Origin of the sequence: Bacillus sp. FSL K6-0138 (assembly GCF_037982765.1) — a bacterium.
Classification (GTDB): domain Bacteria; phylum Bacillota; class Bacilli; order Bacillales; family Bacillaceae; genus Bacillus; species Bacillus glycinifermentans.
Genome location: NZ_CP150286.1, coordinates 1,504,021 through 1,529,159 on the forward strand (window position 1 = coordinate 1,504,021; position 25,139 = coordinate 1,529,159).

At 47.0% G+C, this 25,139-nt stretch carries 30 protein-coding genes and 1 other annotated feature; of the genes, 24 read left to right on the forward strand and 6 right to left on the reverse strand.

The genetic code is table 11. From position 1 onward, the window contains the following. Positions 1-48: 48 nt before the first annotated feature. From MHB78_RS08140 to MHB78_RS08150, 3 genes are all read left to right on the forward strand, one after another. Positions 49-672 carry a YhcN/YlaJ family sporulation lipoprotein gene (locus tag MHB78_RS08140; RefSeq protein WP_046132083.1) on the forward strand — a complete coding sequence of 208 codons (624 nt, stop codon included), beginning with the start codon at positions 49-51 and terminating at the stop codon, positions 670-672. A gap of 117 nt (positions 673-789) precedes the next feature. Next, positions 790-1,512, forward strand: a complete 723-nt coding sequence (locus MHB78_RS08145; protein ID WP_046132084.1) for a YebC/PmpR family DNA-binding transcriptional regulator — start codon at positions 790-792, stop codon at positions 1,510-1,512. 146 nt (positions 1,513-1,658) lie between these two features. Beyond that, the gene (locus MHB78_RS08150; RefSeq protein WP_046132085.1) at positions 1,659-1,976 is read left to right on the forward strand and encodes a hypothetical protein; all 318 of its coding nucleotides are present in this window, start codon (positions 1,659-1,661) and stop codon (positions 1,974-1,976) included. 95 nt (positions 1,977-2,071) lie between these two features. Here MHB78_RS08150 and MHB78_RS08155 read toward each other — a convergent pair whose 3' ends face one another. Then, the gene (locus MHB78_RS08155; protein ID WP_046132152.1) at positions 2,072-2,251 is read right to left on the reverse strand and encodes a hypothetical protein; all 180 of its coding nucleotides are present in this window, start codon (positions 2,249-2,251) and stop codon (positions 2,072-2,074) included. A gap of 58 nt (positions 2,252-2,309) precedes the next feature. Between MHB78_RS08155 and MHB78_RS08160 the strand changes: the two genes are divergently transcribed. From MHB78_RS08160 to MHB78_RS08175, 4 genes are all read left to right on the forward strand, one after another. Next, positions 2,310-2,522 carry a hypothetical protein gene (locus MHB78_RS08160; RefSeq protein ID WP_046132086.1) on the forward strand — a complete coding sequence of 71 codons (213 nt, stop codon included), beginning with the start codon at positions 2,310-2,312 and terminating at the stop codon, positions 2,520-2,522. Between the two features lie 154 nt (positions 2,523-2,676). After that, positions 2,677-3,387 carry a poly-gamma-glutamate hydrolase family protein gene (locus tag MHB78_RS08165; protein ID WP_046132087.1) on the forward strand — a complete coding sequence of 237 codons (711 nt, stop codon included), beginning with the start codon at positions 2,677-2,679 and terminating at the stop codon, positions 3,385-3,387. A gap of 80 nt (positions 3,388-3,467) precedes the next feature. Next, positions 3,468-3,932 (forward strand): DinB family protein, encoded by a 465-nt coding sequence (locus MHB78_RS08170; protein WP_046132088.1) that lies wholly within the window; start codon positions 3,468-3,470, stop codon positions 3,930-3,932. 83 nt (positions 3,933-4,015) lie between these two features. Beyond that, a complete protein-coding gene (locus MHB78_RS08175) occupies positions 4,016-4,195 on the forward strand; it encodes a small acid-soluble spore protein H (RefSeq protein ID WP_046132089.1) in 180 nt (59 codons plus the stop codon). Between the two features lie 130 nt (positions 4,196-4,325). Here MHB78_RS08175 and MHB78_RS08180 read toward each other — a convergent pair whose 3' ends face one another. Next, positions 4,326-4,454, reverse strand: coding sequence for a hypothetical protein (locus MHB78_RS08180; protein ID WP_269082053.1), 129 nt, complete (start codon positions 4,452-4,454; stop codon positions 4,326-4,328). A 65-nt stretch (positions 4,455-4,519) separates the two neighbouring features. Beyond that, entirely contained in the window at positions 4,520-5,167 is a 648-nt protein-coding gene (locus tag MHB78_RS08185; RefSeq protein WP_046132090.1) for a phosphotransferase, read from the reverse strand. Between the two features lie 258 nt (positions 5,168-5,425). Between MHB78_RS08185 and MHB78_RS08190 the strand changes: the two genes are divergently transcribed. From MHB78_RS08190 to yajC, 7 genes are all read left to right on the forward strand, one after another. Then, the gene (locus MHB78_RS08190) at positions 5,426-5,962 is read left to right on the forward strand and encodes a BofC C-terminal domain-containing protein (protein ID WP_046132091.1); all 537 of its coding nucleotides are present in this window, start codon (positions 5,426-5,428) and stop codon (positions 5,960-5,962) included. A 133-nt stretch (positions 5,963-6,095) separates the two neighbouring features. Continuing rightward, the gene (ruvA, locus tag MHB78_RS08195; protein ID WP_046132092.1) at positions 6,096-6,701 is read left to right on the forward strand and encodes a Holliday junction branch migration protein RuvA; all 606 of its coding nucleotides are present in this window, start codon (positions 6,096-6,098) and stop codon (positions 6,699-6,701) included. A gap of 10 nt (positions 6,702-6,711) precedes the next feature. Beyond that, entirely contained in the window at positions 6,712-7,713 is a 1,002-nt protein-coding gene (ruvB, locus tag MHB78_RS08200; RefSeq protein WP_046132093.1) for a Holliday junction branch migration DNA helicase RuvB, read from the forward strand. Beyond that, positions 7,710-7,910: a DUF2905 domain-containing protein gene (locus MHB78_RS08205; RefSeq protein WP_046132094.1), complete on the forward strand. Its 201-nt coding sequence runs from the start codon at positions 7,710-7,712 to the stop codon at positions 7,908-7,910. Before ruvB ends, MHB78_RS08205 begins: the two co-directional genes overlap by 4 nt. Before the next feature lie 32 nt (positions 7,911-7,942). Next, entirely contained in the window at positions 7,943-8,971 is a 1,029-nt protein-coding gene (gene queA / locus MHB78_RS08210) for a tRNA preQ1(34) S-adenosylmethionine ribosyltransferase-isomerase QueA (protein WP_046132095.1), read from the forward strand. A gap of 27 nt (positions 8,972-8,998) precedes the next feature. Further along, on the forward strand, positions 8,999-10,144 hold the full coding sequence (gene tgt / locus MHB78_RS08215; RefSeq protein WP_046132096.1) for a tRNA guanosine(34) transglycosylase Tgt: 1,146 nt from the start codon (positions 8,999-9,001) through the stop codon (positions 10,142-10,144). A gap of 48 nt (positions 10,145-10,192) precedes the next feature. Continuing rightward, positions 10,193-10,456, forward strand: a complete 264-nt coding sequence (gene yajC, locus MHB78_RS08220; protein WP_099047116.1) for a preprotein translocase subunit YajC — start codon at positions 10,193-10,195, stop codon at positions 10,454-10,456. 79 nt (positions 10,457-10,535) lie between these two features. Here the strand turns inward: yajC and MHB78_RS08225 are convergent, their stop codons facing one another. After that, positions 10,536-10,919: a TIGR04086 family membrane protein gene (locus MHB78_RS08225; RefSeq protein ID WP_046132098.1), complete on the reverse strand. Its 384-nt coding sequence runs from the start codon at positions 10,917-10,919 to the stop codon at positions 10,536-10,538. Positions 10,920-11,074: 155 nt separating this feature from the next. Between MHB78_RS08225 and MHB78_RS08230 the strand changes: the two genes are divergently transcribed. Continuing rightward, positions 11,075-11,725, forward strand: a complete 651-nt coding sequence (locus tag MHB78_RS08230; RefSeq protein WP_046132099.1) for a DUF421 domain-containing protein — start codon at positions 11,075-11,077, stop codon at positions 11,723-11,725. 5 nt (positions 11,726-11,730) lie between these two features. On the opposite strand, the gene spoVB is transcribed toward MHB78_RS08230, so the two are convergent. Continuing rightward, positions 11,731-13,284, reverse strand: coding sequence for a stage V sporulation protein B (spoVB, locus tag MHB78_RS08235; protein WP_046132100.1), 1,554 nt, complete (start codon positions 13,282-13,284; stop codon positions 11,731-11,733). Between the two features lie 115 nt (positions 13,285-13,399). Between spoVB and MHB78_RS08240 the strand changes: the two genes are divergently transcribed. The 8 genes from MHB78_RS08240 (at position 13,400) to dtd (ending at position 22,748) form a co-directional block, all read left to right on the forward strand. Further along, positions 13,400-13,696 (forward strand): post-transcriptional regulator, encoded by a 297-nt coding sequence (locus MHB78_RS08240; protein WP_046132101.1) that lies wholly within the window; start codon positions 13,400-13,402, stop codon positions 13,694-13,696. Positions 13,697-13,735: 39 nt separating this feature from the next. Further along, positions 13,736-15,961 (forward strand): protein translocase subunit SecDF, encoded by a 2,226-nt coding sequence (gene secDF / locus MHB78_RS08245; RefSeq protein ID WP_046132102.1) that lies wholly within the window; start codon positions 13,736-13,738, stop codon positions 15,959-15,961. A 140-nt stretch (positions 15,962-16,101) separates the two neighbouring features. Further along, on the forward strand, positions 16,102-16,596 hold the full coding sequence (locus tag MHB78_RS08250; RefSeq protein WP_046132103.1) for a cation:proton antiporter regulatory subunit: 495 nt from the start codon (positions 16,102-16,104) through the stop codon (positions 16,594-16,596). An 86-nt stretch (positions 16,597-16,682) separates the two neighbouring features. Next, a complete protein-coding gene (locus MHB78_RS08255) occupies positions 16,683-16,976 on the forward strand; it encodes a lipopolysaccharide assembly protein LapA domain-containing protein (protein WP_046132104.1) in 294 nt (97 codons plus the stop codon). Positions 16,977-17,044: 68 nt separating this feature from the next. Continuing rightward, positions 17,045-19,393 (forward strand): single-stranded-DNA-specific exonuclease RecJ, encoded by a 2,349-nt coding sequence (gene recJ, locus MHB78_RS08260; RefSeq protein ID WP_046132105.1) that lies wholly within the window; start codon positions 17,045-17,047, stop codon positions 19,391-19,393. Positions 19,394-19,410: 17 nt separating this feature from the next. Next, positions 19,411-19,923, forward strand: a complete 513-nt coding sequence (locus MHB78_RS08265) for an adenine phosphoribosyltransferase (RefSeq protein ID WP_046132106.1) — start codon at positions 19,411-19,413, stop codon at positions 19,921-19,923. Between the two features lie 167 nt (positions 19,924-20,090). After that, a complete protein-coding gene (locus tag MHB78_RS08270; RefSeq protein WP_046132107.1) occupies positions 20,091-22,292 on the forward strand; it encodes a bifunctional (p)ppGpp synthetase/guanosine-3',5'-bis(diphosphate) 3'-pyrophosphohydrolase in 2,202 nt (733 codons plus the stop codon). Between the two features lie 12 nt (positions 22,293-22,304). Beyond that, a complete protein-coding gene (gene dtd / locus MHB78_RS08275; protein WP_046132108.1) occupies positions 22,305-22,748 on the forward strand; it encodes a D-aminoacyl-tRNA deacylase in 444 nt (147 codons plus the stop codon). A 156-nt stretch (positions 22,749-22,904) separates the two neighbouring features. Here the strand turns inward: dtd and MHB78_RS08280 are convergent, their stop codons facing one another. After that, a complete protein-coding gene (locus MHB78_RS08280) occupies positions 22,905-24,482 on the reverse strand; it encodes an SH3 domain-containing protein (protein WP_046132109.1) in 1,578 nt (525 codons plus the stop codon). Positions 24,483-24,625: 143 nt separating this feature from the next. On the opposite strand from MHB78_RS08280, the gene MHB78_RS08285 reads away from it, so the two are divergent. Continuing rightward, complete coding sequence (locus MHB78_RS08285; RefSeq protein WP_340033847.1) at positions 24,626-24,790, forward strand: YrzK family protein; 165 nt, start codon at positions 24,626-24,628, stop codon at positions 24,788-24,790. A 55-nt stretch (positions 24,791-24,845) separates the two neighbouring features. Then, positions 24,846-25,082: a binding site (T-box leader), on the forward strand. The last annotated feature ends 57 nt before the right edge of the window (positions 25,083-25,139 follow it).

The following is a 25,139-nucleotide window of genomic DNA, read 5'->3' on the forward strand; positions in this document are numbered from 1 at the left end:
GAGCGTCATGCTCAAAAATTAAAGCGGTTTTCACGGGGGGTTCAACCATTGGATAAGAAGCTGAAAGTGTTCTCTAGTATCTTGCTTTTAACGGCGGGTCTTTCAGCATGCGGTTATAACAATGCCATGGATACGAGAAACAATACGCGCACGGTCGGATACTATTCAAACGATCCGGAGCGTGATGCCGGTTACGATCAAGACGGTCCTGTAACCGACATGATGGAAAATATGAACGGCCGAAACGGCACAACGAACGTATCGTATAACAATCGCATTCCGACCGGAGATGGAACCTACAGCAGGGGAGACATGAATTATCACAACCATTTGGTAAATGCGGCCAACACCGGATATAACACGCCGAAAAACCGCGCCATCTCACGGAACATCACCGAACGTGTCAATAAAATGGACGATATTAACGAAAGCCAGGCGGTTGTAACAGACCAAACGGTCATTATCGCCGTGCGGGCCAACAAAAGGCTGACGAATGATGATAAAAATCAAATCAGAAAAACGGCTAAAGACTTTGCCGGCAATCGTACCGTTCAAATCACAGCCGATGATGGTACATTCACCAGACTTCGGGAAATGAATAACAATTTCCAAAACGTATGGAACCGCGGGGACACCACGAACGAGCATTTGAACCGCCTGCGGAACCAGTGACAAGCAAAATGCCGGGCTCAGACGTCCCGGCATTTTTCCCGTTTTCTTTACAAAACCGGGCAAAAACGTTTAAAGTGATACATAGAGACGACACAATTTGTTTGGAGGTAGAAAGACATGGCTGGCCATTCTAAATGGAAAAACATTCAGAAACGAAAAAATGCCCAAGATGCAAAACGGGGCAAAATTTTCATGAAGCTTGCCAAAGAAATCTATGTTGCGGCAAGAGGGGGCGGACTTGATCCGGAATCCAACGCAAGCCTGCGTCTCGCAATTGATAAAGCCAAAGGGGCAAACATGCCGAATGACAACATTGACCGTGCGATCAAAAAGGCGGCCGGAAACCAGGACGGCAGCCACTATGAGGAAATTACCTATGAAGGCTACGGCCCTTCCGGTGTAGCTGTAATGGTCAAATGTTTAACAGATAACAAAAACCGTACGGCGACAAACGTCAGAACCGCTTTCAGCAAAAACGGCGGCAGCCTCGGAGAGACGGGCTGCGTTTCTTACATGTTCAATCGAAAAGGATATATTGCCATCGAGCGTGAGGAACTTGATACAGATGAAGATGAATTCATGCTCGAAGCTATTGATATAGGCGCTGATGAGCTTGAAACGAGCGATGAACTGTTTGAAATATATACAGAACCGGAGCAATTTGAGGAGATCAAAAAGGAATTGGAAAACCGCGGGTATCAGCCTGTGACAGCTGAAATCACAATGGTCCCGGAGACGTATGCCGAAATTGATGAACCGGTTCAGGAAAAAATCGAAAAACTCGTTGATGCGCTTGAAGATGATGATGATGTCCAGGAAGTGTATACCAACGTTCATTAAATAAAAAGGACGCTGTAATGAAAGAGCGTCCTTTTCCTATGTTTTTAACCATTTCAAAACCGCTCCCGAACAGCAGCGGAGACAAGATTGGTTTTGGATCATATATTATGAGGGAGATTGGCATAAAGGGAAAGGAGGGTGTATAAATGGCTGAAAATTTCCAAAATGACATCCCGGCTGTTAATGCAGAGCAATTGAATGCACAAACGGCCCAAATCCTTGAGCAGGTCAACAATATGATCTCTGGCTTTGGCCAGTCCATTTCTGACTTGGTTCAGCAGAACGGCAATGTCGATTTAAGCAATGTCGACTGGACAAACAATCAAAACTTAGAGCTGAACCAATCCATTCAAAACCTTGTCAACGATTATATCCAAAGTATCAACAGTCTGAATTCCCAGCTGAACGGAACGCTCGGTCAGGCCATTGACGGAACGATTGTACAGAAAAATAACGACGAATAGGAAATCGTTGGCTTGGTTTGTCGGCAAAGCTGATATAGCATTGCCGGCATTTTTTATAGATGAACGGCTGCGGAGACATCCGCAGCTTTTTTGTATTAAATGCTTTTTTTCATGCCGCAGCGTCTGCATTCCCGCAAGAATTGCCCGTTTTTTACTGAGCTTTTGAAGAGCGTATAATCACAATTGTCACAGCGGCCGTGACGGACATCAGGATACTGATTGTAGTCGTAAACTATTGTCAAATCATACCCTTTTGTTTCAAATTCTGATTCTATCATATTTTTCACCTGCGCTTTTATAATCAGCTAATAGGATAACAGAAGGAGATGAAAAATGAAATATACTTTGCAGTTAAACATGACAGCGATTCGTCGCTTTTTTATCAAACCGTATACCCCGTTTGCAGAAATCGGGCTCAGATTCACGGAGAATGCGGCGTCAGAAAAAAACGGAGTTGGCCGGGATATTTTCTTATCGGATTTTCCTCATAACAATTATCCTTCTTTCAAACTACTGAAAAAGAATTGTTTTAATAAAAATATTTAAATTTTTATTTTTTATCGAACTTATTCATAATTGAATGAGCAATATGTAAAGCGTAAAATAACTGTGTCACAAAAAAGTCAAAAAACATATAACAGGCGGGCATGGAGGACATGCCCTTATACTTGTAAGATAAGCTGTAAAAGGGGAAGAAAACATGAAAAAGAAAGTGTTCATCTATTTGGCGATCGCTGCTGTGATGATAAATGGCGTCTGCAGATGGGCGGAGAAAACGTCCAGAGAGGAATTTCAGCGCCAGGCAGGGGACAGGTATGCCAATTTCGAGGAACTAAAAGCGCATGAAAAAAACAATTATAGCATCGACTATCATGAAGAAGCCGGTAGCGATTGTCTCATTTTTTCTCCCCACGGAGGAAGGATTGAAGGCGGGGTCAGCGAGCTTGTCCGCGCGTTTAACAACGATTTCTCAACATATTTATTTGAAGGGAAAAAAGATGAGAACAATTCAAATTTGCACCTGACGAGCACAAATTTTGATGAGCCGCTGGCCATGCAAAAAATAAAAGAATATCGCTACACGATTGCGTTTCACGGATATTCGGGAGACCGGCCGCATACTTTGGTCGGAGGCACGGACAGAAGGCTGGCGAAAGCCATCGTCAGATCGCTCGAAAAATCAGATTTTTCTGCCGAACTGGTGGAAAAGGACGGAAAATTCGCCGGAACGCACCCTGAGAATATCAACAATGAAAGCCAAAGCGGGTTGAGCGTGCAGCTGGAAATCAGCACCGCGCAGCGAAAAGAATTTTTTGGGAATTTTTCCTATAAAAAAAGAGCAGAAACAAAAACGCGGACGTTTTATCGATACGTCCGTGCGGTTCGAAAAGTATTGGAAGACAAATGTTAAGGCTCAAGCTTAATTTATTCCTGAGGAAAAACATGTTATTCTATGATTGATCTGCCACATCAAAAAGGGGGAATTCGAAAATGACGCGCAAAAACAGCATCATTAAGGAATTTTTATCACACCGTACAGTGACGGAAGAATTGATTCAAAAAATCGACGAAAAACATCTGGACTACAAACCGACTGAAACATCAATGTCTGCGAAAGAATTGGCTGTTCATATTCTCGATTCTTTCTATAAGTTTGCTTTGACGGCTAAGGAAGGGAACCCGGCCGCGTTTAAACAAAAGGCGGAAGAGGCGGACGGAAGCCTTGCCGAGCTTGCGAAAACGTATACCGAGAAAACGAACAAGCTGCTCGAATCTTTTACTGATGAGGACTTGGACCGTGAAATCGATCTGACGACGACATTCGGCATGAAAGTGACAGCTGAACAGCTTATTCAATTTGCGATCGGCCATGAGATCCACCACAAAGGCAACCTGTTCGTCTATGTCCGTGAAATGGGGCATACAGACCTGCCGTTATACGTCAAAATCCGCTGATCTCTCAAAAAAACGCAGTCATAAAGAATACGATAGCGGCGCGGTGAGCACATTATGGATAAAACCTAAAGGAGGATGCCATGATGAATACACAGCGCGCCCAGGAAATCGTCGAATCGCCGGTGATGGTCGACGTCACCTACAACGGCCGGCCGATTTATATTCAGCATGTCGATCAGCAGAATGAAACCGCGAGAATTTATCCGCTCGGCCAGCCTGAAAACGAACAGGAAGTGCCGCTGGCGAGCCTAAAAGAGCAGTAAAAAAATCCCCTTCTTTCCGAAGGGGATTTTCTTTTGCCGTTAAAAGCGGGTCCGCTTCAATCAAATTCGAGGTATGAATTTTAGACTCAGCCATATGAAAAAACACTCGAATAGCGTGAGTGTTTTTTCGTTAATTGATGATTTTGATGATCCCTTTGAAAGCCCATCTCAGCAAATAAAACAAAGGCTCGATCAGGTCTGAGAAATGAAAAAAATCCCACTTATCATGCTTTTGTTTACGCTTTTTCTTATTCTCCAATTTCGCTTCTCCTTTCATAAAAAGGCATACGGCTGAAGCGCCGGATGGGTTTCACTTCTTTTGCTTTATGAAAGAAATTTATTTTTTCTGGCGGTCCATTGTTTTTGCAGCCAGCTTCGTTTGTAAAGAAAAGCGATCATTTCCATCCAGCATTTTGGGAGTTTTTGCGGGAATCCGTTTTTTTTATAAAAGATTTGATAAGCTGTTTTTAAGTCATCCCACTGTGTGCATTGTTTCGTTTGCGTAAATCTGGCGACATCGATGACCTTTACTCGTCCTGACGGCGTCAAGATCAGATTGCGGAGGTGAATGTCAGACGGATTTAATCCGGCCAGACGCGCATCGTGTAAAGCGCGGTCGACTTCCATCACCATTTCATCATCGATAGGAATGCCTTGATGTAAACACTCATAAAACGTATGGCCCTTAATATACTCCATTAAAATATATGAGCTGCCCGTTTCATAAATATCCGGATAATAGGAAGACCCTGACAGCCTTTTGTATATCTCCGCTTCTTTTTCGGCGGTTTTTTGAAATTCGGGGAAAAAGACCTTCAGCGCCATCTCTTTTCCCTGATCATTCAATTTAAAAACATAAGCGCTTCTTCCTTTCCCGATTAGTGTTATGTCATCAGGTTTTTGGACAAGCTTGTTAAATCTTTTTTTCGTGTCATATACGACGGCTTCTGCAAGGGTTTGCGCTTTCGTCACGTTACGTTCACCTTCTTTTTTTAGGGGCTCAAAAAAGAAAACTCTATATTGTTGTTTATACATGAGAATGGGCGACTTTGCATCCTAAATGCTTGAAATCAAGATGATTCACTGGAAAAGTAACAATTGTAAACAGCCTGTAAAATAATTCTCCGCTGCTTCATGCGCATTTTATTATAAACTGCAGAAAGCGGTTAAATTCCAAACGCGTTGGTCAAACTATGGGTAAATTCGTGAAGGCAAAAAGAAGGTGATGTAATGAACAGCCGGAAAACGAGGAAGAAAATCGGTTTTATTCTTGGCGGTTTGTCTCTTGCTGTCGTTTTTACCTTTCAGCATAAGGCTTCGGCAAACGATCCGGCCGCGGATCAAAAAGTTCATATCCAGTTTGAAAAAGTGTATTTGGACGGCGATGTAGGCATCGAAAATCGAGAAGAAACCATCGGCAAAGCGGAGGATGTGAAAGCCGCATACAAAGGATGGCGGCTTGTTGACCAAAAAAAGGGCTTTATCCTGCTTCGCAAGCAAGTCGATGACATCTCCCCGCTCAGCAAAACGAACGGTTACATCGGCGTGACAGAAGAAGGCGTCATTTCGACGTTTCACGGACGTCCTGACGTTTTATCAGAGCCGATACAATCCTTTTTTCAGATTGATATAAAACGGCTTGAAAGCCGCATGGCTGAGGATCTTCAAAAAGGCATTCCATATCGGACGAAAAAGGAATTCGAGCACGTCATTGAGGCTGTGAAATCGTCCGGGAGCGAGCATCATGTAAAGGATATGAAGACATGACACCGTTATGTCTTTTTTTAAGTGATTAGAATAACCGAACTTCTTCCGTCTTAGCGAACATATGTTAACTTTTTCATTCTAGCTTTGCCTGTTTTATGTTACAATGAAGAGCAGTCAAAGAGGTGAATGAACGTTGATCGAATTTGTCAAGGGGACCGTTGCGTACGTATCTCCCCAATATATCGTTATTGAAAACGGCGGAATCGGATACCAGATCTTTGCGCCGAATCCGTTTATTTATAAAGAAAACAACGAAGAAACGATTTATACATATCATTACATCAGGGAAGACGCGTCTTCTCTGTACGGGTTTTCAACAAGGGAAGAAAGAATGCTGTTTGCAAAGCTGCTTGATGTCACGGGAATCGGCCCTAAAGGAGCGCTTGCTATCCTTGCTTCCGGCGATCCCGGGGCAGTCATTGAAGCGATTGAAAATGAGGACGAAGCCTTTCTCGTCAAATTCCCCGGTGTCGGAAAGAAAACAGCGAGACAGATCATTCTCGATCTAAAAGGGAAATTGGCGGACGTCGCCCCGGCGATGGCGGCAAGCCTGTTCAATCATGTGGAGCGGGAACAGGCGCATGAAGCGGCAACCGCCCTTGAGGAAGCGCTCGAAGCGTTAAGCGCGCTCGGCTACTCCGACCGAGAGATTAAAAAAGTGCAGCCTCACCTGAAAAAAGAAGAGGCGCTTTCGACAGATCAATATGTCAAAAAAGCACTGCAAAAACTATTAAAGTAAGGTGATGTTCATGGATGAGCGGCTCGTATCAAGTGAACTAGACAACCATGAATCAGCGATTGAGCAAAGTTTGCGGCCGCAAAAACTGGCTCAGTACATCGGCCAGGAAAAGGTCAAAGATAACCTCAGAATCTTCATCGAAGCTGCGAAAATGAGGGAGGAGACGCTGGACCATGTCCTGCTGTACGGACCACCCGGACTGGGGAAAACGACGCTTGCCGCAATCATCGCAAACGAAATGGGAGTGAACATCCGCACGACATCGGGACCTGCGATCGAACGCCCCGGCGATTTGGCGGCGATCCTGACGGCGCTTGAACCTGGCGATGTCTTATTCATTGACGAAATCCACCGGCTGCATCGTTCGATAGAAGAAGTTCTGTATCCGGCAATGGAAGATTTCTGTCTTGATATCGTCATCGGAAAAGGGCCGTCCGCCCGTTCTGTCAGGCTCGACCTTCCGCCTTTTACGCTCGTCGGCGCGACCACAAGGGTGGGGCTATTGACAGCGCCTCTCAGAGACAGGTTCGGCGTTTTGTCAAGGCTTGAGTATTATACGCAAGACGAGCTGTCAGACATCGTCGAGAGAACGGCGGAACTGTTCGGAGTCGACATCGACCCCCTATCCGCCCGGGAGATCGCAAGGCGGTCAAGGGGGACGCCGCGGATTGCCAACAGGCTCTTAAGAAGGGTCAGGGATTTTGCCCAGGTCCTCGGCAACAGCTCCATAACGGAAGAGGTGGCGGTTGACGCGCTTGAGCGCCTTCAAGTTGACAGGCTCGGACTCGACCACATCGACCGCAAGCTTTTAATGGGCATGATCGAAAAATTTGGCGGCGGTCCTGTAGGCATCGATACGATCTCAGCCACGATCGGGGAGGAATCCCATACGATTGAAGATGTGTATGAGCCGTATCTTCTTCAAATCGGTTTCATCCAAAGGACTCCGCGGGGACGCATCGTGACGCCTGACGTTTACACCCATTTTAAAATGGAGGTTCCAAAGACATGACTGACTTTCCAAAAATGCTGATGCTGCTTGGCGCTGCCATTTTTGCCGTCGGTTTATTCATGCAAGTCATCGGCAAACTGCCGGGGGATATTTTTGTAAAAAAAGGGAATGTGACATTTTTCTTTCCAGTTGTCACATGTATTGTCATCAGCATCATCCTGTCCGTATTGTTCTCGATCTTCGGACGGATGAAGTGAGGCATAAGTACAGATAGAATAAGGTGAAAAAAATGAAAGTAGATTTGTTTGATTTTGACCTGCCGGAGCGTCTCATCGCCCAGGTTCCACTAAAAGAGCGGGACGCTTCGCGGCTGATGGTCCTTGACAAAAAAACGGGGGACATTACCCACAGTACTTTTAAGCACATCATCGATTTTTTGAACCCGGGCGATTTACTCGTGCTGAACGATACGAGGGTTCTGCCTGCGCGCCTGTTCGGCATCAAAGAAGAAACGGGTGCCAAGGTTGAAGTCCTGCTGCTAAAGCAGGAGGAAGGCGACGTGTGGGAGACGCTTGTCAAACCCGCCAAGCGGGTAAAAAAGGGCACAGTCCTGACGTTCGGCGACGGCCGTCTGACGGCGGTCTGCAAGGAAGAGCTCGATCACGGAGGAAGAAAAATCGAGTTCCGCTATGAAGGGATTTTTTACGAAGTGCTTGATTCGCTCGGGGAAATGCCGCTACCTCCTTACATTAAAGAACAGCTCGATGATAAGGAGCGCTACCAAACGGTGTACTCCAAGAAACAAGGTTCTGCTGCTGCGCCGACGGCCGGTCTGCATTTTACGGAAGAGATTTTAAAAGCGCTCGAGGAAAAAGGCGTGCAGATTGCGTTTATCACGCTTCACGTCGGACTCGGGACATTCAGGCCCGTCAGTGCGGAAAATGTGGAAGAGCATGACATGCATGCGGAGTTTTATGAAATGACGGAAGAAACGGCCGCGATCTTAAACCGTGTCAAAGAGGACGGGGGACGGATTATTTCCGTCGGTACGACATCGACGAGAACCCTTGAAACGATCGCATCTGAGAATGACGGGCGCTTCAAGGAAGCAAGAGGCTGGACGTCCATCTTTATTTATCCGGGATATACGTTTAAGGCAATAGACGGGATGATTACGAACTTCCACCTTCCAAAATCGTCCCTTATCATGCTTGTCAGCGCGCTTGCGGGCAGGGAGCACATCCTTTCCGCTTACAGAACGGCCGTTGAACACGAATACCGCTTCTTCAGCTTTGGAGATGCCATGTTGATTCAATAAATTTCAAAAGATTGGAGGGCTCATATTTTGTCGCAGCAACCGATACGCTATGAGTTCATAAAAGCATGCAAACAAACAGGAGCCAGGCTGGGGAAAGTGCATACCCCCCACGGCTCATTCGAAACGCCGGCATTCATGCCGGTAGGAACGCTTGCCACCGTGAAAACGATGTCGCCCGAAGAACTGAAAGAAATGGGCGCCGGCATTATTTTAAGCAACACGTACCACCTGTGGCTGAGGCCGGGACATGAGATCGTCAAAGAAGCGGGCGGCCTTCACAAATTTATGAATTGGGACCGCGCCATTCTGACCGATTCCGGGGGCTTCCAGGTGTTTTCATTGAGCGAATTCCGCAAAATTGAAGAGGAAGGCGTTCATTTCCGCAATCATTTAAACGGGGATAAGCTGTTTTTATCTCCGGAGAAAGCGATGGAGATTCAGAACGCCCTCGGCTCCGATATCATGATGGCTTTTGACGAATGCCCGCCTTATCCGGCAGAATACGATTATATGAAAAAGTCGGTTGAACGGACGAGCCGCTGGGCGGAACGGTGCCTTGCCGCTCATAAACGGCCTGGCGACCAAGGGCTGTTCGGAATCGTTCAGGGCGGCGAATATGAAAATTTAAGAAAACAAAGTGCAAAAGACTTGATTTCCCTTGATTTCCCGGGCTATGCTATAGGTGGACTATCCGTCGGCGAACCAAAGGATGTCATGAACCGCGTATTGGAGTTTACGACGCCTCTGCTTCCTGCGGACAAACCGAGGTATTTGATGGGAGTAGGCTCGCCTGATTCTCTTATTGACGGCGCGATACGCGGCGTTGATATGTTTGACTGTGTGCTGCCGACGAGAATCGCGCGAAACGGAACGCTCATGACGAGCGAAGGGCGGCTCGTCGTCAAAAATGCCAAGTATGAAAGGGATTTCAGACCGATTGACGAACATTGCGACTGCTATACGTGCCGCAATTATTCGCGGGCGTACATCAGGCATTTGATCCGCTGCAATGAAACGTTTGGAATTCGTTTAACTTCTTATCATAATCTTTATTTTCTGTTAAAATTAATGGGGCAAGTGAGAGATGCCATTCGTGAAGATCGTTTAGGTGATTTCCGCGAAGAGTTCTTTGAGCGGTACGGATTTAATAAACCGAATGCTAAAAGTTTCTAGCCACATAAACGAGGTAAGCGATCAAACCAATTGAAAGGGGTGAAAAAAATAATGGAGATGCTTGGGACATTACTTCCGATTATTTTAATGTTTGCGGTTCTTTATTTCCTGTTGATCCGCCCTCAGCAAAAGCAGCAGAAAGCTGTCCGTCAAATGCAGGAGGAGCTGAAAAAAGGGGATAAGGTCGTAACGATCGGCGGCCTGCACGGTATCGTCGATTCGCTTGACGAAGACAAAGTTGTGATCAAAACCGGCGATGGTACCCGCCTGACATTCGACCGCCGCGCAATCAGAGAGGCGGCAGCCGAATAGGGAACGATGAGCCTGCTTATACATAAGCAAAAGCGAGGGAGCGGAAATTCATCCGCTCCCTCGCTTTTTCTCAGCCTCCCTAGGCGCGGCTCCCGTGAAGATTGACCCCGAATATCCCGCCCAGCGCGCTGACGCCCATGAATCCGGCATGGTACAGCACCTGCTTGACATTGAAAGCCTCGCCGAAGCCTAAATATTGAAACAAAAGCACCGTAAGCGAGAAACAAAGGGCTGTCAACGCCCCGATCAGCCATCCTTTTTCCTTTGCTTTCCCTCCCGAAATAAAGCCGCCGATGAACAACGTAATAAAAGATATGGCGGTAATGAACCAGCTGAATGAGCTTTCCGTTAATGATGTTAATGTTAGTAAAAGAGATACTACAAGGCTTCCCGCAAACATGAGGGCAAACATCACGACTAAGCTGTACAGAATCCCTTTGCCTACTTGTTTTGGCTCGTTCATCACATACCTCCTTTCTGGAAATGGATGGGCTCGTCTTTTTAAATGTATTCCGGCCGGTCCCGAAATAGACTAAGCCCTTCCCTGCTTTTTGTACATAAAAGCACGTTTTTAACAAACGCTATGACAAAAAGATTCAGAAAAAGGAGGCGGCCGTCTTGGAAGAGGTCATCACTCTTGTATTTCGGACGATCTTTTTGTATGTCCTCATTCTCGTCCTGTTCCGCTTAATGGGAAAAAGAGAAATAGGAGAGCTGAGCATACTGGATCTCGTCGTGTTCATCATGATGGCCGAAATTGCCGTTTTGGCCATTGAAAAAATCGACGACAACATTTTTCATACGATTGTGCCGATCCTTGTATTGACACTGATTCAAGTATTTTTTTCATACTTGTCGCTGAAAAGCCAAAAAATCCGCCATCTTCTCGATGGAAAACCGACGATTATCATCGACCGCGGAAAAATTGACGAACGGGCGATGAGAAGCCAGCGCTATAACTTCGACGACCTCTTGACACAGCTGAGAGAAAAGAACATCGAGCGGATTGCGGATGTAGCATATGCGATATTGGAGCCGACCGGCGAGCTTTCGGTGTTTACAAAAGACAGTACAGACAGCCGGATTGAACTGCCGCTTATTGTTGACGGAATCGTTCAACATGAACATTTGGAACAGATCGGGAAAGATCGCAGATGGCTTGAGCGAATGCTCGAAAAAAAGGGGTACCGCAGCCTTTCCGGCATTTCTTTCTGCACGTATCACAACGGCACTTTTTTTATTGACCTTAAAGATGAACACAAACCGTAAACAAGCTACGAAATCCAGCGGCCGAACGGAGGAAACCGCTGGATTTCCTCTTTTTTGATAAGCCTGAACGCGATCAATAGGAACATATACAGAAAGCTCGAAAGCATGACACAAAAGAGAAGACGCACCGGTTCGGACTGCTCAAGGAAAAGGTGCTGTTTCATCCACAAGCTCAACCATCCGGATAGGAAAATGACGGCAAACGACATCATGTATTCCTTCAGATTGATGCTGATGGGGAGGACTTTGCTGACCGTCGCCGCATGCAGAAGCGTAACGAGGATCATGCCGGTGACGATTGCCAGTGCAGCCCCCATGATGCCGAGCGAAGGCCGTGAAGCAAGCACGAAAATCAGCCCCGTTTTGACGACCGCCCCGACCAGGCTGTTCATCATCGCCGCACCGGCCAAATTTAACGCCTGCAAAACGGCCTGGAGAGGCCCTTGGAAGTAATAAAATAAAAAGAACGGAGCCATGACTTTGACATAGATGGATGCGTTTGCCGATCCATACATGACGCTGACAAGCTCATCCGCATATGAAAACAAGATCACGACCGAAATTCCCCCGCTTAACAGACAAAGCCTCATCGCCTGTTCGAGCCGGTATTCGACGATGTGCATTTTTTTCTGTTCAATCCCTTCGCTGATGGCGGGAACGAGCGCCGTTGACAACGAATACGTGATAAAGCTCGGAAGGGTGAGCAGCGTCAAGGCGAATCCCGTCAGCTCCCCGTACTGGCTGGTTGCCGCTGAAGCGGCAATGCCTGCGATCGCAAGGCTCTGAGCGACAACGATCGGTTCAAAGAACCAGGACAAGTTCCCGATAAACCGGCTGCCGGTCGTCGGAAGCGAGACGCTCATCAGCTCAAAAAACGTGCTCCGCCCCGATTTCAATGACTGAAAAAACCGTTTTCGAATTCTGATTTTCTTTTTATATTTAAAAGCGATAAACAAATAAAGCAGGGAAGCGAGTTCTCCGAAGACAGAAGACAGCATCGCCCCGGCTGCCGCAAACTCGATGCCGAACGGCAGAAATGCCGTTGTGCAGACGGCCACAAGCGAGATGCGGACAATCTGTTCAAGAACTTGGGAAACGGCAAGCGGCCTCATATTCTGTTTTCCTTGAAAATAGCCTCTCAGCACGCTGGAAACCGCGATAATGGGGACGACCGGCGTGACAGCCAAAAGCGGATAAAGCGTTCTTTCATCCGTAAAAAGCGTTTCGGCCATCAGCGGCGCATAAATAAGGAACACCGGGGTAATGAGCGCGCTGAGCGCGCCCGTAATCGCCAGCGACATGACTAAAATCTGCTTCGTTTTCCTGCGGTCGCCCCTGGCCTCAGCTTCCGCCACGAGCTTGCTGATGGCGACGGGGAGGCCGAATTGGGTAAGGGTCACCGCGAGGAAAAACGTCGGTGCCGCCATCATGTAAAGGCCTACGCCTTCCTCGCCGATGAATCTTGCGATCACGATCCGGTTGATAAAGCCGAGCATTCTCGTAATCAAACCTGCTGCTATTAAAATGAGCGTGCCTTTTAAAAACGTTTGCTTGGTCATTTCTTAGTCCCCTGCCTTCTCAAACAACCTTTAATCATATACAATAAGATATGCGCATACATCGTCCAAGCATGACAAGTCTCTCTGAAAAAATGTGAAAGGAGCGTGGCTTTGCATGGACAAACATCCGGCTGATATGTATAAAGACCATTTAAAGCCTTTTCTTCTCAGCAAGCTGGAAGAATTTATGATCCTGGGTTATGATGATATTGAAATAAAGGAATTATGGTCATACTTATTGAATAAGAAATGGAAGAATCATAAGGATGTCCAAATTCATCAGCTGGCTGACGATATTTTATCAGTGAAAATTGGCGAATTTATGAACTATGCAACCGTAGAATCGTTTAAAACGTCTAATTTACTCGACAGCAAAGAAGGGCAGGACATGCTCGACGAGCTGCTGAAGTGAACGTCGATTTTTTGGGTTGATTTAAGGAGGAAATACATAATGAAAAAAGGACGCTTGATTGCGTTTTTCCTTACCGTTCTATTGATCGGTACTGGACTTGGAATTTTAACGAAGCCGGCTGCCGAAAACATCAGTCTCGGCCTTGATCTTCAAGGCGGCTTTGAGGTTTTGTATGAAGTTCACCCTGCCAAAAAAGGCGATAAGATCAACAAAGACGTCCTCGTCAGCACGGTTGAGGCGCTGAACAGAAGGGCGAACGTGCTGGGCGTAAGCGAACCGAACATCCAAATTGAAGGAAACAACCGGATCAGGGTTCAGCTTGCAGGCGTCCACAATCAGAACAGAGCGCGGGAAATTTTATCAACACAGGCCGAGCTTACCTTCAGGGATACGAATGACAAGGAGCTTCTGAACGGTTCGGATCTCGTCGAAAACGGCGCAAAGCAGTCGTTTAAGCCGGATACGAATGAACCGATCGTTACGATCAAGCTGAAGGATGCGGACAAGTTCGGCGAAGTGACGAAGAAAGTCCTGGCCATGCAGCCGAATAACCAGCTTGTCATCTGGCTTGACTACAAAAAAGGCGATTCATTTAAGAAGGAATCGCAAAAGGCGGATCACAAATATATTTCTGCACCAAACGTAAGCCAGGTGCTGAATACCTCAGACGTTATGATCGAAGGGAAGTTCACGATTCAGGAAGCCAAAGACATGGCGAGCATTTTGAACGCCGGAGCCCTTCCCGTCAAATTGACTGAGAAATACTCGACATCAGTCGGTGCGCAGTTTGGGGAACAGGCTCTCCACGATACTGTGTTTGCCGGAGCTGTAGGTATCGCTATTATTTTCTTATTCATGCTTTTTTATTACCGTCTGCCTGGATTGATTGCAGTCATTACGCTGTCAGTCTACATCTATATCACCCTGCAGATCTTTGACTGGATGAACGCCGTCCTCACACTTCCGGGGATCGCGGCGCTTATCCTCGGGGTCGGTATGGCTGTTGACGCCAACATTATTACCTATGAGCGGATCAAAGAGGAGATCAAGCTCGGAAAATCGGTTCGCTCCGCTTTCAGGGCAGGTAACAGGCGGTCGTTCGCGACGATTTTTGACGCGAATATTACGACGATACTGGCCGGAGCCGTTTTATTCGCCTTCGGGACAAGCTCTGTCAAAGGGTTTGCGACGATGCTCGTTCTGTCGATTTTGACAAGCTTTATCACGGCCGTTTTCCTATCGAGATTTTTGCTCGGCCTGCTCGTTGAAAGCCGCTGGCTCGACAGGAAAAAAGGCTGGTTCGGCGTCCGGAAAAAAGACATCTTGGATATCACAAAAACGGATGAACATACGGAGCCGCCGACGCCGTTTGACAAATGGGATTTTGTCAGCAAGCGCAAATGGTTCTTCGCGTTTTCCGGCATACTCCTTGCCGCGGGAATCGTCGTTCTGCTTATATTCAGGCTGAACCTCGGCATCGATTTCTCCAGCGGGGCAAGAATCGAAGTTCAAAGCGGCCATAAGCTGTCAGCCGAACAGCTCGAAAGCGATTTTGAACATCTCGGGCTCAAACCCGATTCGATCGTCCTCTCAGGAGAAAAAGAGAATCATGGTGTCGCTAGGTTTGTAGGCGTACCGAACCAAAAGAAAATTGCCGAAGTGAAAGACTATTTTAAAGACAAATACGGCAGCGAGCCGAACGTAAGCACCGTATCGCCGACCGTCGGCAAGGAGCTGGCAAGAAACGCGCTTTATGCGGTGATCATCGCCTCGATCGGGATCATTTTGTACGTATCGATCCGCTTCGAATACAAGATGGCGATTGCGGCGATTGCTTCATTGCTTTATGACGCATTTTTCATCATCGCCGTCTTCAGCCTCACAAGGCTCGAGGTTGATGTTACGTTCATTGCCGCGGTACTGACCATTATCGGTTATTCGATCAACGATACGATCGTTACATTTGACAGAATCAGAGAGCATGTGAAAAAGCGCAAGCCGAAAACGTTCAGCGATCTGTCGCATATCGTAAACTTAAGCTTGCAGCAAACTTTCACCCGTTCGGTGAATACGGTGCTGACCGTCGTCATCGTTGTCATCACGCTTCTCATTTTTGGCGCTCCGTCGATTCGAAACTTCTCGATCGCGCTCTTGGTCGGTCTTTTAAGCGGCGTATATTCATCACTGTACATCGCAGCCCAAATCTGGCTTGTATGGAAAGGCCGGGAATTAAAGAAACCGAAACAAAAGACGAAAGAAGACTAAACATCAGGACTGTCCATGCTCTGGACAGTCCTTTTTAGCTGTTTATCGGCCTGATTGATCTTAAAAATGACTTTTGCTATAATGACTAGACTCCGAACACGCACGTATTTAAGGACATAACACAGAAGAGGTGGACGTTTATGAGAATGCGCGAATTTGATCTGCCCGGCATCGGCAGAAAAGTAGAAATGTTTACGCGCGACGCGGAAAAGATAACGATTATTCTTCATGAAAACGGAATGAGAGAGCTGTATCACTTCCATGAACATGATGATGAAGAATGCGTGTCATCCATGTGCTTTGATGATGATGAGGCAAGGCAAATATCGGCGATCCTCGGAGGCGTCGCGTACAAGCCAAGGGCAATCGAAACAGTCGAAGCTGCCATTGATGAGCTGGCAATCGAATGGTTTAAAATAGAAGCTGGATCAGAGGCCGCACAGCAAACGATCAGTTCCCTCGGAATCGGCAAACACTACGGCGTCACCGTGATCGGCGTCGTCAAAAAAGGCGGTGACAAAATTCTAAACCCGGTTTCAGAGACGATGATGAATGAAGGTGATACGCTGGTGATTTCCGGAGAAAAAAAAGAATTAAGACGCCTCATTCAGGAAAAGCTGACCGCGTCAGGGTAATTTATATGTAAGCGTGTTCTTATAAAGGTGCGCCTTGTTTTCTTGTTTACAAATGGAGCATTGCTACGTGAATGGGGTGATTTATGATGAACAAACAATGGACGTTAATTGCTGCACTTATATTTACGCTGGTCGTCGCGATTTTTGCGGTTATCAATGTAGAGCCTGTAAAGGTCGATTTTCTGTTCGCAACAGCCGAATGGCCTTTGATTCTAGTTATTTTGGTTTCGGTGCTGATGGGTGCGCTCATCATCGGCTCTGCCGGCGCTTTTCAGTTGATGAGACTGAAGAGGGAGCTCAGGGCGCTCAGAAAAGAAGAACAGGCAAAAAAATCGGAAGCTGAGGCAGAGCCGCGCGCATCCGCTGATTCGAACGACTGAAGAATGTACGAAAAAATTGAATCCCCTCAGCCGACTCTAGTATAATAGGGTGGTTGAGGGGTGAATTTATGTTAGCGTCAAAAATGCGTTGGGACATGCAAACGCCCGACAAAGAAAAGGTGGAGTCGCTTTCCGGAGAATTGGGCATCACTCCCCTTGCCGCCTCATTGCTTGTCATGAGAGGCTATGATACAGCCGATAAAGCAGCTTCGTTTTTATATGGCAAAGATGCTGTCTTTCATGATCCCTATCTGCTAAAAGATATGGAAAAAGCTGTACGGCGAATCAAACAGGCAATTTCGGAACACGAACAGATGATGATTTATGGAGATTACGATGCGGACGGTGTGACAAGTACGACCGTCCTTTTGCAGGCTTTAAAAACATTTGGAGCAAACGTCGATTTTTATATACCGGACCGTTTTAAAGAAGGCTACGGTCCCAATGAAGCCGCTTTCCGCCAGTTCAAAGAACAGGGCTGTTCTTTGATCATCACGGTGGACACAGGGATTGCCGGCGTTCATGAAGCGGATGTCGCCAAAGAACTCGGTATCGACCTGATTATCACCGACCACCACGAACCGGGATCGGTTTTACCTGATGCGTATGCGATCGTCCATCCGAAGCAGCCCGGCTGCAGCTATCCGTTTAAAGAGCTTGCCGGCGTCGGGGTGGCATTCAAGCTTGCCCACGCGCTTCTCGGAGAGGTTCCCGAAGAGCTGCTCGACTTGTGCGCCATCGGGACGATTGCCGACCTTGTGCCGCTTCATGATGAGAACAGGCACATCGCCAAGCTTGGCATCGCACAGTTTAAGAAAACGAAGCGGCCCGGCTTAAAAGCGCTGGCGAAGATCGCGGGAGCGGAGATTCAGCAGGCGAATGAAGAAACGATCGGTTTTCAAATCGCGCCCCGCATCAATGCCGTCGGCAGAATTGAGCAGGCTGATCCGGCCGTTCACCTTTTGAACACAGAGGATGAAACAGAAGCGGAAGAGCTTGCCGCAGAAATTGACAGCTTAAATAAAGAGCGGCAAAAAATCGTCAATCAGATCACCGATGAAGCTGTTCAAATGATAGAGGAGCAAGGTCTTGACCAATCAGTTATCGTAGCTGCGCAGCCCGGCTGGAATCCCGGAGTGGTCGGGATCGTCGCTTCAAAGCTTGTCGAACGGTTTTACCGGCCGGCCATCGTGCTCGGAATCGATGAAGAAAAAGGCATCGCCAAAGGATCTGCGCGCAGCATCAAAGGTTTTGACCTGTTTCAAAACCTCTCGGAATGCCGGGACATCCTTCCGCATTTCGGCGGCCATCCGATGGCGGCCGGGATGACGCTCGATCAGGAAGACGTCGAGGTACTGAGGGAAAGGATCAATCGTCAGGCCGAAGCCGTCTTGACGGAGGAAGATTTCATTCCCGTGCAGGAAGTCGACCTTTGCTGCCGCTTGGAGGATATTACGGTTGACAGCATCGCTGAAATGAATATGCTCGCTCCATTCGGCACGGGAAACCCGAAGCCTTTCGTACTCGTGGAAGAGGCCGAAATCGAAGAAGCGAGAAAAATCGGCGCCAATCAAAATCACTTGAAGCTCATGCTTGCCGATGGACAGGCAAAGCTGGACTGCGTCGGTTTTTATAAAGGGGAAATCGAAGAAAACGTCGTTCCCGGAGCGAAGATTTCTCTCGTCGGCGAACTGTCGATCAACGAATGGAACAATAGAAAAAAACCGCAATTGATGATAAAAGATGCAGCCGTAAAAGAATGGCAGCTCTTTGATTTAAGAGGAAAGCGGTCATGGGAAGAAAAAATTCTGAAATTGGACCCTGAAAAGCGTTCATTCATTTGTTTTCGGGAGGAAACAAAAACAAAACTGGCGGATACCGGCCTGCGTGATGAGCTGATCGTGATCAGAAGCGAAGAAGAGGCAATGAAGCTCGATCTACATAATCGCTATGCCGTTTTTATCGATACGCCGCAATCGATTGATATATTTGACCATGCTGTAAAAGAAAAACGGCTGGAGCGGATGTATTTAATTTTCAACCAATCTGATGATCACTTTTTTTCCACATTTCCGACAAGGGATTATTTTAAATGGTATTATGCTTTTCTTCTGAAAAGAGGCTCTTTTGACCTGGCGAAATACGGCGGAGAGCTGGCCAGGCATAAAGGGTGGACAAAAGATACAATCGATTTTATGACAAAGGTGTTTTTTGAGCTCGGTTTTGTTACAATAGAGAATGGTGTTTTATCTGTTGTACATGGTGCGGCAAAACGGGATTTAACAGATTCTGAAACGTACCGGAAAAAACAGCGCCTGATTGAATTGGAGCAAAAGCTCGTCTATTCTTCGGCGGATGAGCTTAAACAGTGGCTGAATAAGCGGATGAATGAGAGTTCTGAAGCTTTGAAAGTATGAGGAGGACATGAAAACAGATGGATTTGAAGAAATATGTAACAATTGTACCGGATTACCCGAAGGAAGGCGTACAATTTAAAGATATTACAACATTGATGGATAAAGGAGAAGTCTATCGCTACGCGACTGATCAAATTGTCACCTATGCGAAAGAAAAACAAATTGATCTTGTCGTCGGTCCTGAGGCGAGGGGCTTTATCATCGGCTGCCCGGTCGCGTACGCTCTCGGAGTAGGTTTTGCGCCCGTCCGCAAAGAAGGAAAACTGCCCCGTGAAGTGATCAAAGTCGACTACGGCCTGGAATATGGAAAAGATGTACTGACCATCCATAAAGATGCCATTAAACCGGGACAGCGCGTTTTAATCACGGACGACCTTCTCGCGACAGGGGGAACGATCGATGCAACGATCAAGCTTGTCGAAGAGCTCGGCGGCATTGTGGCAGGAATCGCATTTTTGATCGAGCTGACGTATCTGGAAGGAAGAAGCAAACTTGACGGATATGATATTTTAACCTTGATGCAATACTAAACAAATTTTATACTATAAAAAGCACTCATAAAAAGCGGGTGCTTTTTTCCTATTCCAAAAAATGTTGCACGCCGGTGTGTTCTTTTTTATTTCTTCTCTTTACATCTGTGACATTTTTCTTGATAATAATTACAATACAGTTTTTCAATTATAAAAAAGGTGATTCCATGGCGAACGAACAAGTATTAACTGCTGAGCAAGTCATCGAAAAGGCGAAATCTTACCTTTCCGATGAACATGTTGCTTTTATAAAAAAGGCTTATCAGTATGCGGAAGACGCACATCGCGAACAGTACCGCAAATCGGGTGAGCCGTACATTATCCATCCGATCCAGGTGGCGGGCATTCTGGTCGATTTGGAAATGGACCCTGCAACGATAGCGGGCGGACTTCTCCACGATGTCGTTGAAGATACGAGCGTCACGCTCGAAGATTTAAAAGAAGCGTTTAACGAAGAAGTCGCAATGCTCGTCGACGGCGTCACAAAGCTGGGGAAAATTAAATATAAATCACAGGAAGAACAGCAGGCGGAAAATCACCGGAAAATGTTTGTGGCTATGGCTCAGGATATCCGCGTTATTTTGATTAAGCTGGCTGACCGCCTTCACAACATGAGAACGCTGAAGCACCTGCCGCAGGAAAAACAGCGGAGAATCTCGAATGAGACGCTGGAAATTTTTGCTCCGCTGGCGCATCGCCTTGGGATTTCAAAAATAAAATGGGAGCTTGAGGACACCGCTTTGCGGTATTTAAACCCGCAGCAGTACTATCGGATTGTCAATTTAATGAAGAAAAAGCGGGCCGAGAGAGAATTGTACGTCGAAGAAGTCGTAAACGAGGTAAAAAAACGCGTCGAAGAAGTCAACATTAAAGCGGAGTTCTCAGGCCGTCCAAAGCATATATATAGCATCTACAGAAAAATGGCCATGCAGAATAAGCAATTCAACGAAATCTATGACTTGCTCGCAGTGCGAATTTTGGTCAACAGCATCAAAGACTGCTACGCTGTTCTAGGCATTATTCATACGTGCTGGAAGCCGATGCCGGGACGGTTCAAGGATTACATCGCAATGCCGAAGCCGAACATGTATCAGTCGCTGCATACGACAGTCATCGGTCCGAAAGGCGATCCCCTCGAAGTGCAGATCAGGACGTTCGAAATGCACGAAATCGCCGAGTACGGAATTGCCGCGCACTGGGCGTATAAAGAAGGCAAGAGCGTCAATGATGATGCAAGCTTTGAGAAAAAATTGTCCTGGTTCCGCGAGATTTTGGAATTTCAAAACGAGTCAAGCGATGCCGAAGAGTTTATGGAATCACTTAAAATCGATTTGTTTTCCGATATGGTGTTCGTATTTACGCCGAAAGGCGACGTCATCGAGCTTCCGTCAGGCTCCGTGCCGATCGATTTTTCATACAGAATTCATTCGGAAATCGGCAATAAAACGATCGGTGCCAAGGTGAACGGCAAAATGGTCACGCTGGATTACAAGCTGCGTACCGGGGACATCGTTGAAATTTTGACGTCCAAGCATTCCTACGGTCCGAGCCAAGACTGGATCAACCTTGCCCAGACGTCCCAGGCGAAGCATAAGATCCGCCAGTTCTTCAAGAAGCAGCGCAGGGAAGAAAACGTTGAAAAAGGGCGGGAGCTCGTTGAAAAAGAGATTAAAAACCTCGATTTTGATGTAAAAGACGTGCTGACTCCCGAGAACCTGCAAAAAGTGGCCGATAAGTTTAACTTCTCTAATGAAGAGGATATGTATGCGGCTGTCGGCTATAACGGCATTACGGCAGCTCAGGTCGCCAACCGCCTGACGGAGAAAGAACGGAAAATGCGCGACCAGGAAGAGCAGGTGAAAACCGTTCAGGAAGTGACGGCTGAAACGAAGCCTTATCAAGGGAAAAAGCGCGAAGCCGGCGTTCGCGTAAAAGGCGTCGACAACCTTCTCATCCGCCTTTCCAAATGCTGCAATCCCGTTCCGGGCGATCCGATCGTCGGATTCATTACAAAGGGGCGGGGCGTGTCCGTGCATCGTGAAGACTGCCCGAATGTTTTGACAAATGAAGCGCTTGACCGGCTCATTCAGGTCGAGTGGGAGCATGAGCCGCAAACGCAGCGGAGAAAAGAATACAATGTCGAAATTGAAATTTTGGGTTATGATCGCCGCGGCTTGCTGAACGAAGTACTTCAAGCCGTCAATGAAACGAAAACGAATATTTCATCCGTCTCCGGAAAATCGGACCGCAACAAAGTGGCCACGATCCATATGGCCATTTTTATCCAAAATATCAACCATTTGCACAAAGTGGTCGAACGGATTAAGCAGATTAAGGATATTTATTCAGTGCGCCGGGTGATGAATTAGGGGGGAATCGTCATGAAATTAGTTGTTCAGCGCGTCACAGATGCGAGCGTCACAGTCGGCGGCGAGATTGTCGGCAAGATCGGACTCGGATTGCTCGTGCTTGTCGGCGTGACTCACGATGATACGAGGGAGGATGCCGAATATTTAGCTGAAAAGCTCGTCAACCTCAGAATTTTTGAAGACGAAGCCGAAAAAATGAACCTTTCCCTGTTGGATGTAGGAGGTTCTGTTCTGTCGGTATCTCAATTTACATTGTACGGAGATACGAAAAAGGGGCGCCGGCCGAATTTTACAAAAGCGGCCAGACCGGATGCAGCTCGTAAGCTTTACGAGGAATGGAACACCCTTCTTCGGGAAAAAGGGGTGCCTGTCGAAACGGGCAGGTTCGGCGAGATGATGGATGTCAAGTTGACAAATTCCGGACCAGTAACCTTTATTATGGATTCAAAAGCGTAAAAAAGCCGCCTTATGGCGGCTTTTTTATGTCGAAATTTGCAGGAAAGAAGCTGTCCGTTCGCGAATTTCAGGCAGTAAATCTGTTCTAACAGGTTTTTTGATATAGGGAATTACATAGAACTATAACGAAAAAAGCAGGCGGAGCCGCCTGCTTTCTTAATTAAAATAATTTTCAAGACCGTTCCTGATTCCGTCCGTCACTCTTTCGCGATAACCGTTTGTGCTCACGATCGCTTCATCCTGGGGATGGCTTAAGTAGCCGAGCTCAAACAGAGCGGCAGGGCGGTTGTTTTCCCTTAGTACGAAATAATCCCCGAATAAGACGCCGCGGCTTGGCAGAGGCGACTGTTTTTCGATTTCGGACTGAACATCTGCGGCCAGCCCCTTGTCTTTAGACGGGCTGTAATAATAGGCCGTATTTCCCCTTACAGAGGCATTTGCAAAACTGTCGAAGTGAATGCTGATAAATGCGTCGGCATTGCGGTAATGAGAGGTCGCAACACGCGACTGCAGACTGACGAAAGAATCGTCATTGCGTGTCATGTAGACATTGACTCCGTCTGCCCTCAGCTTTGCTGCAAGAAGCTTCGCCGTTTTGATGGTCAGCCTTTTCTCGAGCGTTCCCCGCGTACCGATTGTCCCGCTGTCATGTCCGCCATGACCCGCATCAATGACAATCGTTTTGTTTTTGATCGAATCGCTTGAGCCGGACGGCTTTGATAAAGGAGGCTCTGTATCGCCTGAGTCTCCGGAAGATCCTGATTGATCAGACGTCTGAACGACCCAGTTTGCTATATATGCCGAATTTCCGTTCGGCAGGGCAATTTCATACCAGTCGCTCTTTTTCCCGGTAATGGGGTAAGCTTCGCCTTTTCTGGCGCGTTTAACGACAGATGATGAAGTCGACGGCTCGCTTCTGATATTCGTACCGTCGTACACGATGGTCGCATTCTCGCCTGAGCCTGAGCTGGATGCGCTGCCGGCGTTTTCGGAACCGGAATTCTTTCCATCGTCCGTCAAAATATAATGGCTTGCGACCCAGCCTTTTTGTCCGTTGAACTCGATTTCATACCACCCGTGCTGTTCATTCAAAATCGTCACTGCCGTATTTCGTTTCAGCGAGGCGATGATTCCAGCCTGATGGGAAGCCGAGCTTCTGACATTCAGGGACGAGACGCCGACAGTTCCTGATTTTTGAGAAGCGCCGCTTGAGGACGATTCATTTGCAGAAGTACCGCCGGAGACATAGTCGGAGTGAACCCAGCCCGTTACATTTTGATAGGAGATCTTGACCCAGCTTCCGTCCGTTTTTAGGAGAGCGGCCTTTTCCCCTTTAGGGAACGTTCCGCTGACTTCGTATGAAGTGCCGGGCCCTTTTCTGATTCTTAAGTCAGTAGCGGTGGATGTTACTTGTCCGCTTTTTGCTTCGGAGGATACAGATCCGCCTGATGCCTGTCCTTTTTTCTTAATGAGCCAAGAGACGACCCAGCCCTTTTGTCCGCCGGAAAGCCGGATTTGAATCCAGTCTCCTTTTTCCTCCAGAATCGGATATGTTTCATCCCGCTTGACGACGCTGACGATGTCATGGCTCAATCCGGGTCCGCTTCTGACGTTGATCTTATCAGTGGCGACCACGGCTTCTCCTATGGCCGCAGAAGCTGTATTGGATGATGTATATAAGGCCGCTTGAGCGATCAGGATCATCGAGAGGATCAAGATTGCACTCTTTCGCATAATAATTCTTCATCTCCTCCTTTCTTAGAAAACTTGAAAACAGTACTTCTTCCTTTATATCGTATATTCCTTGCTGTTTTTTTAATAAAATGAAAATGATTTGTTTATACTATAGAAAAAAGCGATCTAAAGGATGTTGCGAGATGAGGTATGATCATTGTATGGGAAAAGCGATTCATGAACAAGAAGCGAATTTGCATCTTAAGGATCATGTTGATCCTGAGCATATCGGTTATTTGGAAGAAACGGCAACAGAGCTCGGCCTGACGTCAAAAGAATCGATCAAGAATAAAAAGAACCGCATTTAGGGTTGACACACAATCGTAACACTCGTATTATAATATAAATTAGTGTACATATAAGTTAGAACTGAAGATGGAGAATAGTAGGTAAGAGTACGTGAAAAGAGAGGAACCGCCCTGGGCTGAAAGCGGTCTGCACGGTATCTTATCCGAATGAACACTCCGAAGGTTTCCCGCTGAAAGCTTATTTTCGGAGCAATTAGGCGGCGGACGTGAACCTGCGTTAAAGGAATGAAAGCGGGAACTGCCAGGCAGTTCCAACTAGGGTGGCACCACGGGTATAACTCTCGTCCCTACTATTGGTTTTATAGTAGGCTCGGGGGTTTTTTCTATTTTTCAGAAGAGAAAACAGGTA